The sequence below is a fragment of the Polaromonas sp. genome (assembly GCF_013817205.1).
In the GTDB taxonomy this organism is placed as follows: domain Bacteria; phylum Pseudomonadota; class Gammaproteobacteria; order Burkholderiales; family Burkholderiaceae_C; genus Polaromonas.
Map to the genome: position 1 here is coordinate 32519 of NZ_JACDDD010000030.1, position 7159 is coordinate 39677.

The window sequence follows — 7159 nt, forward strand, 5'->3', positions numbered from 1 at the left end:
ACACCGATCAAGGTGCAAGACAGGAGACAAGGCTTTGGTGAGCTGGCAAAACCGCAGCGTGGATGATCTCGATCTGCTGACTACTATCTTCTGGTCGGCTGGCGCGTCGCGTCATGCCTTGGCAGAGCGACTCGATTACTCCAAAAGCAAAGCCAATGCGATGGTCGCCGCTTTGCTGGACGAGGGCCTGCTGGACGAAGTCGGCTTGCAGGACTCCTCTGGTGGACGTCGCGCCGAAACCCTGCAGCTCAGCGCGTCGCTGGGCGTCCTGATCGGCATCGACCTCGGCGCGACCAGCATGCAGTTGGCCGTTCTGAAGCCCGATCTCACGGTGCTGGCCCGCCACACGGAAGCTGTCGATGTGCGCCAGGGGCCGGGCGTGGTGCTGGCCCGTATGCGCGTGCTGATGCGCGATCTGCTGAGCCGCTGTGGGCTGGCTGCACGTCAGGTCATTTCAATCGGTATAGGTGTGCCCGGCCCGGTGGACTTTGACAGGGGCCAGCTGGTCAACCCGCCGCTGATGCCGGACTGGGGCGGCTTTTCCATCCGCGACTACCTGCGTGAGGACTATGCAGCCCCGGTGTTTGTCGACAACGACGTCAACCTCATGGCGTTGGGCGAGCTGTGGCGGCTGCAGCGCAGCCTGCAGAATTTCCTGGTGATCAAGATCGGCACCGGCATCGGCTGCGGCATTGTGTGCCACGGCGAGGTGTACCGCGGAGCCAATGGCTCGGCAGGCGACGTGGGCCATATCTGTGTGGATCGTTCAGGCCCGCTGTGCCATTGCGGCAACCGCGGCTGTGTGGAGGCCATGGCCGGCGCGCAGGCGATTTCGCGCATGGCGGTAGAGGCGGCCACGACCGGACGCAGTCCCCTGCTGGCCGAGCGGTTGAAGGCCCAGGGCGTGCTCAGCGCAGAAGACGTGGCCCAGGCCAGCCGGGCGGGAGATGTCGAGGCCAATGCCATCATCCAGCGCGCCGGCAATCTGGTGGGCGAGATGCTGGCTTCGGTCGTTAACTTTTTCAACCCCTCCAATGTCTTCATCGCGGGGCGTATTGCCAGCATGGGGCCGCTGTTTTTGGCGTCAGTTCGGCAAAGCGTTTATCAGCGCTCGCTGGCGCTGTCCACACGCCAGCTGGAGATTCAGTACACACCGCTGGCCGACGATGCTGGCCTGGTCGGTGCCGGCGTGCTGGCCATGCAGGAAAGCCTCAAGGCCTCCGGAGTGCTGCGGTGAGTGTCGCCATCGAGTTTCGGGACGCGGTCAAGGAATTTGGTCCGGTGCGTGTACTGCACGGCGTGAGCCTGGATCTGCAGCCCGGCCGCATTTACGGCTTGCTGGGCGAAAACGGCGCGGGCAAATCCACTCTCATGAAAATTCTGGCCGGTTATGAAAGCCTGACCGGTGGTGAGTTGCTGGTAGATGGCGCAGCCTGCACCTTCAGCAGATCACGCCAGGCGGAAGACCTGGGCATTGTGCTGATTCATCAGGAGTTCAACCTCGCCGAAGACCTGACCATTGCGCAAAACATTTTTCTCGGGCACGAGTTCAATCGCGGGTTTTTCCTGGACGATGTGCGCATGCGTCGCGAGGCAGCCGAGGCCCTGGCCAAGGTTGGTTTGGACATCGATCCCGACACCCGCGTGCGCCAGTTGATCGTTGCTGAAAAGCAGATGGTGGAAATTGCGCGCGCCCTGGCCCGCCATGCGCGACTGCTCATCATGGACGAGCCGACAGCCACACTGACACCTGGCGAAACCGAGCGCCTGTTTGAGTTGATGGCCTCTCTCAAGTCGCTGGGCACCACCATCATCTACATCTCGCACAAACTTGATGAGGTTGAGCGCATCACGGACGAGGTGATCGTCATGCGCGACGGCAAGCTGGTCGCGCGGGAGCCAACGCCAGCACTGAGCCGGCGCCAAATGGCCAACCTGATGGTGGGCCGCGAACTGGCGGACTTGTTTCCGCCCAAGCTCCCGGTCTCTTCCGCGGCCCCAGCCTTGAAGGTCACCGGTTTGACGGTGCCGGGCTGGGCCACGCAAGTGAGTTTTCAGGTGCAGCCCGGCGAAATTTTGGGCTTTGCGGGTCTGGTTGGCGCGGGGCGTACCGAGCTGTTTGAAGGCCTGCTAGGCATCCGCGAGCGTGAGGCCGGACAGGTCGAGCTGCAGGGTCGCGCGGTGACGCTGCGCAGTCCGCGCGACGCAGCGCGACTGGGCTTGACCTATCTCAGCGAAGACCGCAAAGGCAAGGGTCTGCACGTCAACTTTGGCCTGCGGCAAAACCTCACGCTGATGGCATTGGAGCGATACGCCAGGCCATGGCTCAAGCCGCAGGCCGAACGTGTGGCTTTGGAGCAGGCCGTCGCGGACTACGGCATCCGCGCTGGATCACTGGACGCTATCGCGTCTTCGCTCTCTGGCGGCAACCAGCAGAAACTGGCGCTGGCCAAGGTGCTGCACCCCGCGCCCGCGGTTGTCGTGCTGGACGAACCGACCCGCGGTGTGGACGTTGGTGCCAAGCGGGAAATTTATCACCTGATCCAGCAGCTGGCCTCACGCGGGCTGGCTGTGATTGTTATTTCGTCCGAGTTGATGGAGTTGATCGGGCTGTGCCACCGCGTTGCTGTGATGCGCGCCGGCCGCCTGATCTCCACCCTGCATGACGCCAAGCTGACCGAAGAGGAGTTGATTGCCCATGCCACAGGAACCCGCTGATACGCCGCGCGCGCCACGCCACGCCGCCCACTGGTGGAGCACGCTGCATGGCCTTGGGCCCGTCGTCGGCCTGGTGCTGTTGTGTGTGGCCGGCACATTGCTCAATGAAAACTTCGCCACTTACGACAACCTGATGAATGTGCTGACCCGCACGGCCTTCATCGGCATCCTCGCTGTAGGTATGTGTTTTGTGATCATCTCAGGCGGCATCGACTTGTCTGTGGGCTCCATGGCGGCACTGATTGCCGGCTCGGTGATCTTGTTCATGAATGCCATGGCGCCCGTGCTGGGTTCGCCGTTCATGGCGGTGGCTGCGGGCATGGTGCTTTCAGTGGTGTTGGGTGCTGCCTTCGGGCTGGCGCATGGCCTCTTGATCACCAAGGGCCGGATTGAACCCTTCATCGTCACGCTGGGCACACTGGGAATTTTCCGTGCCTACCTCACTTACTTTTCTGACGGGGGCGCCATTACGCTGGACAACGCGCTGTCTGACATCTACAGCCCGGTGTATTACGCCAATCTGCTGGGTGTGCCGTTTCCGGTGTGGATTTTTCTGCTGGTCGCGCTGGCGGGCGGTGTGATTTTGAACCGCACGGCTTACGGCCGTTACGTGCAGGCTATCGGCTCCAACGAGCAGGTGGCGCACTACGCCGCGGTCGATGTGCACCGCATCAAGATACTGACCTACGTGCTCCTGGGTGTGTGTGTAGGTATTGCCACGCTGCTGTATGTCCCGCGGCTGGGCTCTGCGTCACCCACCACGGGTCTGCTGTGGGAGCTGGAAGCCATTGCTGCGGTGATTGTGGGCGGCACCGTGCTCAAAGGCGGCGCGGGCACCATCACTGGCACGGTAGTCGGCGCGATCCTGCTCTCGGTCATCAGCAACATTCTCAACCTCACCAGCATCATCAGCGTTTATCTCAACGCGGCGGTGCAGGGTTTCGTCATCATCGCCGTCGCGTTCATGCAGCGCGGCAAGCGTTAGGTTTTTACCAAGTTCCCCGCCGGTGGCGCAAGCCGCTATTTTTTTAACGATATCGAAGGAGACAGACAAATGAAAACAATCACCCGCAGGCTGGCCCTCTCGGCCATCAGTGCAGCCGCGCTGGCCTTGAGCGCACCCGCTATGGCAAAAGACAAGAAAGAAGTGTTGGGCGTATCCATGCCAGCCGCTACGCACAGCTTCATGGCCGGCGCCGTGTACTGGGCCAACGAAGCCAAGAAAGATCTGGAAAAAGCCAACCCCGGCATGAAGGTCATTGTCAAAACGGCAGCGAACGCATCCGAACAAGCCAACCAGCTGCAAGACCTGGTGACGGTGAGCAAGATCACCTCGCTGGTCGTGTTCCCCTTCGAGTCCGCTGCGCTGACCAAGCCGGTGGCCCAGGTCAAAGCCAAGGGCATCTACGTCACGGTGGTGGATCGCGGCCTGACCGACACCAGCGCACAGGACGCGTATGTGTCCGGCGACAACACCGCCTTCGGCAAAATCCCGGCTGAGCACATCGCCAAGACGCTGGGCGGCAAGGGCAATATTGTCGCGCTGCGCGGCATCCCGACCACCATCGACAACGAGCGCATGGACGCCTTCAACGCCGTGATGAAGAACCACCCCGGCATCAAGTTGCTGGACGCCAAGCACGGCAACTGGAATCGCGACGATGCTTTCAAGGTCATGCAGGATTTCCTGACGCGTTTCAAGGAGATCGACGCGGTTTGGGCTGCCGATGACGACATGGCCGTGGGCGTGCTCAAAGCCATCGATCAGGCAAAACGTAAGGACATCAAGATTGTGTTTGGCGGCGCCGGCGCCAAGGGTGCCATCAAAACCTTGATGGACGGCAGCGACCCGTTGATTCAGGCCAACGTGTCCTACTCGCCCAAGTTCATGTACGACGCGATCAAGATGACTGGCGAGGCGCGGCTGAAAGGCCAGAAGCTGGCGGCGAACAACATTGTTCCTTCGGTGTTGATCACCAAGCAAAACGCCAAAGACTTCTACTTCCCGAATTCGCCGTTTTAAGCGCGGCCTGAGCGTGTGAGGCTCGGGGCCCTGGCGTTGCGCCAGCCCCGAGCAGTTCCATATTTGATCAAGATCTTTTGAGGAAAGCCCATGGCCAGACCCGTCACCCTGTTTACCGGCCAATGGGCCGATCTCCCGCTTGCGGAGCTGGCGCCGCTTGCCAAAAGCATGGGTTATGACGGGCTGGAGCTGGCCTGCTGGGGCGACCATTTCAATGTGCAGGAGGCACTGGCCTCCGACCAATACATCAAGGACAAGCGGGACATGCTGGCGTCGCATGGCCTGCAGTGTTTTGCCATTGGCAACCATCTGGTCGGGCAGGCTGTGTGCGACCTGATCGACGAAAGACACCAATCGATTTTGCCGGCGCACGTGTGGGGCGACGGTGATCCCGAAGGTGTGCGACAGCGTGCCGCTGCGGAGCTGAAGGACACGGCCAGGGCCGCCGCCCGGTTCGGCGTGAACACCGTAACGGGTTTTACCGGCTCATCCATCTGGCATTCGATATATGCCTTTCCACCCACGACGCAGGCCTATTGGGACAAAGGCTTTGCCGATTTTGCCGGGCGCTTTTTGCCGATTCTAGATGTGTTCGAAAAGAACGACATCAACTTTGCGCTGGAAGTGCACCCGACGGAAATCGCGTTTGACATTGCCTCCGCGCAGCGCGCCATTGAGGCGGTGAAAGGGCACAAGCGCTTTGGGTTCAACTTTGATCCAAGCCACCTTGCGTATCAGGGCGTGGACTATGTCCGCTTCCTGCGCCTGTTTGAAGAGCGCATTTATAACGTCCACATGAAAGACGTCTGGTGGGGTCGCGGCGACGGCACGGTGGGCGTGTTTGGTGGGCACACCAGCTTTGGGGATGCGCGCCGTTACTGGGATTTCCGCAGTGTGGGGCGCGGCCTCGTGGATTTTGAATCCATCATCGTGGCGCTGAACGACATCAGCTATCAGGGCCCTCTTTCTGTCGAATGGGAAGACAGCCGCATGGACCGTGTGCATGGCGCCACCGAAAGCGCCACCTTTTGCAAGCGGCTGGATTTCACACCGGCTGTTGGTGCATTTGACGCCGCATTTGCTCGCGACAAATCGTAAGAGGACTTCATGACATTTGACAGAAAACTGCGTTGCGCGATGGTGGGTGGCGGGCGCGATGCTTTTATTGGCGCCGTGCACCGCAAGGCCATGGCGCTGGATGGCGAAATTGATTTCGTGGCCGGTGCCTTGTCTTCCGACCCGGAAAAAGCCAGGGCCTCGGGGCGCGAGCTGGGGCTGGCCGATGGTCGCAACCATGGAGACTGGCAGTCGCTGCTGGTCGATGAGTTGAAGCGCCCTCCCGAGGAACGCATTGATTTCGTGAGTATCGTCACGCCCAACCATTTGCACTACCCGGTGGCGGCTGCGTTTGTTGAAGCAGGCTTTCATGTGGTGTGCGACAAACCTCTGGTTAACAGCAGTGCAGAAGCCGACGCACTGGTGCAGGCCGTGGCGAAAAGCGGCACGGTCTTCGGCGTGACCTACAACTACACGGGTTACCCGATGGTGCGCGAGGCCCGTCACCTGGTGCGCAGCGGTGTGCTGGGCGAGGTACGCAAGGTCACGGTTGAATACAACCAGGGCTGGCTGGCCACTGGGGTGGAGGGGCAGGGCAACAAGCAGGCCGGCTGGCGCATGGACCCTGCGCGCGGTGGGCGGGTCGGCACCATGGGCGACATCGGCTCGCACGCCGAAAACCTGGCCGCCACGGTGACCGGGCTGACGCTGGAGAGCATTTGCGCTGACCTGACGGCTTTTGGCCAAGGCCGGCAACTGGATGACGATGGGCATTTGCTGCTGCGCTACAGCAACGGTGCGCGCGGCGTCATCATCGCGTCTCAAGTTGCGGCGGGTCTGGAGAATGATTTGCGTCTGCAAGTCTCCGGCACCCTCGGCACCATCAGCTGGCGCCAGGAAGATCCCAATCAGTTGGTGCACTCACCGTTGGATGGCCCGCGCAAAATTCTGACGCGTGGCTCACCCTGGCTTTGTGAATCCGCCCGCCGAGCGAGCCGTCTGCCTGCCGGACATCCGGAGTCGTTCATCGAAGCGTTCGCAAACATCTACCTCGGCGTGGCAGCGGATATTCGGGCTCACGCGACAGGTCGCCCGGCTGACGCGCTGGCGGCTGACTACCCCCGCGTGGCCGAAGGCGCGCGAGGCGTGCACTTCATTGAAAAGGTGGTGGAGTCTGCCAACAGTGAGTGCAAGTGGACGGACGTTGGTTAAGGGTCATGCTATTAAATTAGGGGCTTAGGAAGCAAAGTTCACATTCAAGTGAGCTAAGTTCCTATGGTGATTCAGAAAAACCGGTATTTCAGGCGCTCCAAACTCAGTGAAGCAAAACTGCGTCAAATCCTGCGCTACTTTGCGATGGAT

The 7159-nt window shown here is 61.0% G+C and carries 6 protein-coding genes; all 6 read left to right on the forward strand.

The window, feature by feature from the left end; translation table 11 throughout:
* The first annotated feature begins 37 nt into the window (after positions 1-37).
* The 6 genes from H0W47_RS09095 (at position 38) to H0W47_RS09120 (ending at position 7009) form a co-directional block, all read left to right on the forward strand.
* A complete protein-coding gene (locus tag H0W47_RS09095) occupies positions 38-1237 on the forward strand; it encodes an ROK family protein (RefSeq protein WP_296923426.1) in 1200 nt (399 codons plus the stop codon).
* Positions 1234-2718: a sugar ABC transporter ATP-binding protein gene (locus H0W47_RS09100; RefSeq protein WP_296923429.1), complete on the forward strand. Its 1485-nt coding sequence runs from the start codon at positions 1234-1236 to the stop codon at positions 2716-2718. The genes H0W47_RS09095 and H0W47_RS09100 overlap by 4 nt, the downstream gene beginning before the upstream one ends.
* Positions 2699-3703 (forward strand): ABC transporter permease, encoded by a 1005-nt coding sequence (locus tag H0W47_RS09105; protein ID WP_296923432.1) that lies wholly within the window; start codon positions 2699-2701, stop codon positions 3701-3703. The genes H0W47_RS09100 and H0W47_RS09105 overlap by 20 nt, the downstream gene beginning before the upstream one ends.
* Positions 3704-3772: 69 nt before the next feature.
* Positions 3773-4741, forward strand: coding sequence for a substrate-binding domain-containing protein (locus H0W47_RS09110; RefSeq protein WP_296923434.1), 969 nt, complete (start codon positions 3773-3775; stop codon positions 4739-4741).
* 90 nt (positions 4742-4831) lie between these two features.
* The gene (locus H0W47_RS09115; RefSeq protein WP_296923437.1) at positions 4832-5839 is read left to right on the forward strand and encodes a sugar phosphate isomerase/epimerase; all 1008 of its coding nucleotides are present in this window, start codon (positions 4832-4834) and stop codon (positions 5837-5839) included.
* 9 nt (positions 5840-5848) lie between these two features.
* Positions 5849-7009 (forward strand): Gfo/Idh/MocA family oxidoreductase, encoded by a 1161-nt coding sequence (locus H0W47_RS09120; protein ID WP_296923440.1) that lies wholly within the window; start codon positions 5849-5851, stop codon positions 7007-7009.
* The last annotated feature ends 150 nt before the right edge of the window (positions 7010-7159 follow it).

What these genes read in the sequence shown, in the direction of transcription:
- H0W47_RS09105 (WP_296923432.1), top strand. Translation starts at nt 2,699, where the DNA reads ATGCCACAGGAACCCGCTGATACGCCGCGCGCGCCACGCCACGCCGCC.
- H0W47_RS09110 (WP_296923434.1), top strand. Translation starts at nt 3,773, where the DNA reads ATGAAAACAATCACCCGCAGGCTGGCCCTCTCGGCCATCAGTGCAGCC.
- H0W47_RS09115 (WP_296923437.1), top strand. Translation starts at nt 4,832, where the DNA reads ATGGCCAGACCCGTCACCCTGTTTACCGGCCAATGGGCCGATCTCCCG.
- H0W47_RS09120 (WP_296923440.1), top strand. Translation starts at nt 5,849, where the DNA reads ATGACATTTGACAGAAAACTGCGTTGCGCGATGGTGGGTGGCGGGCGC.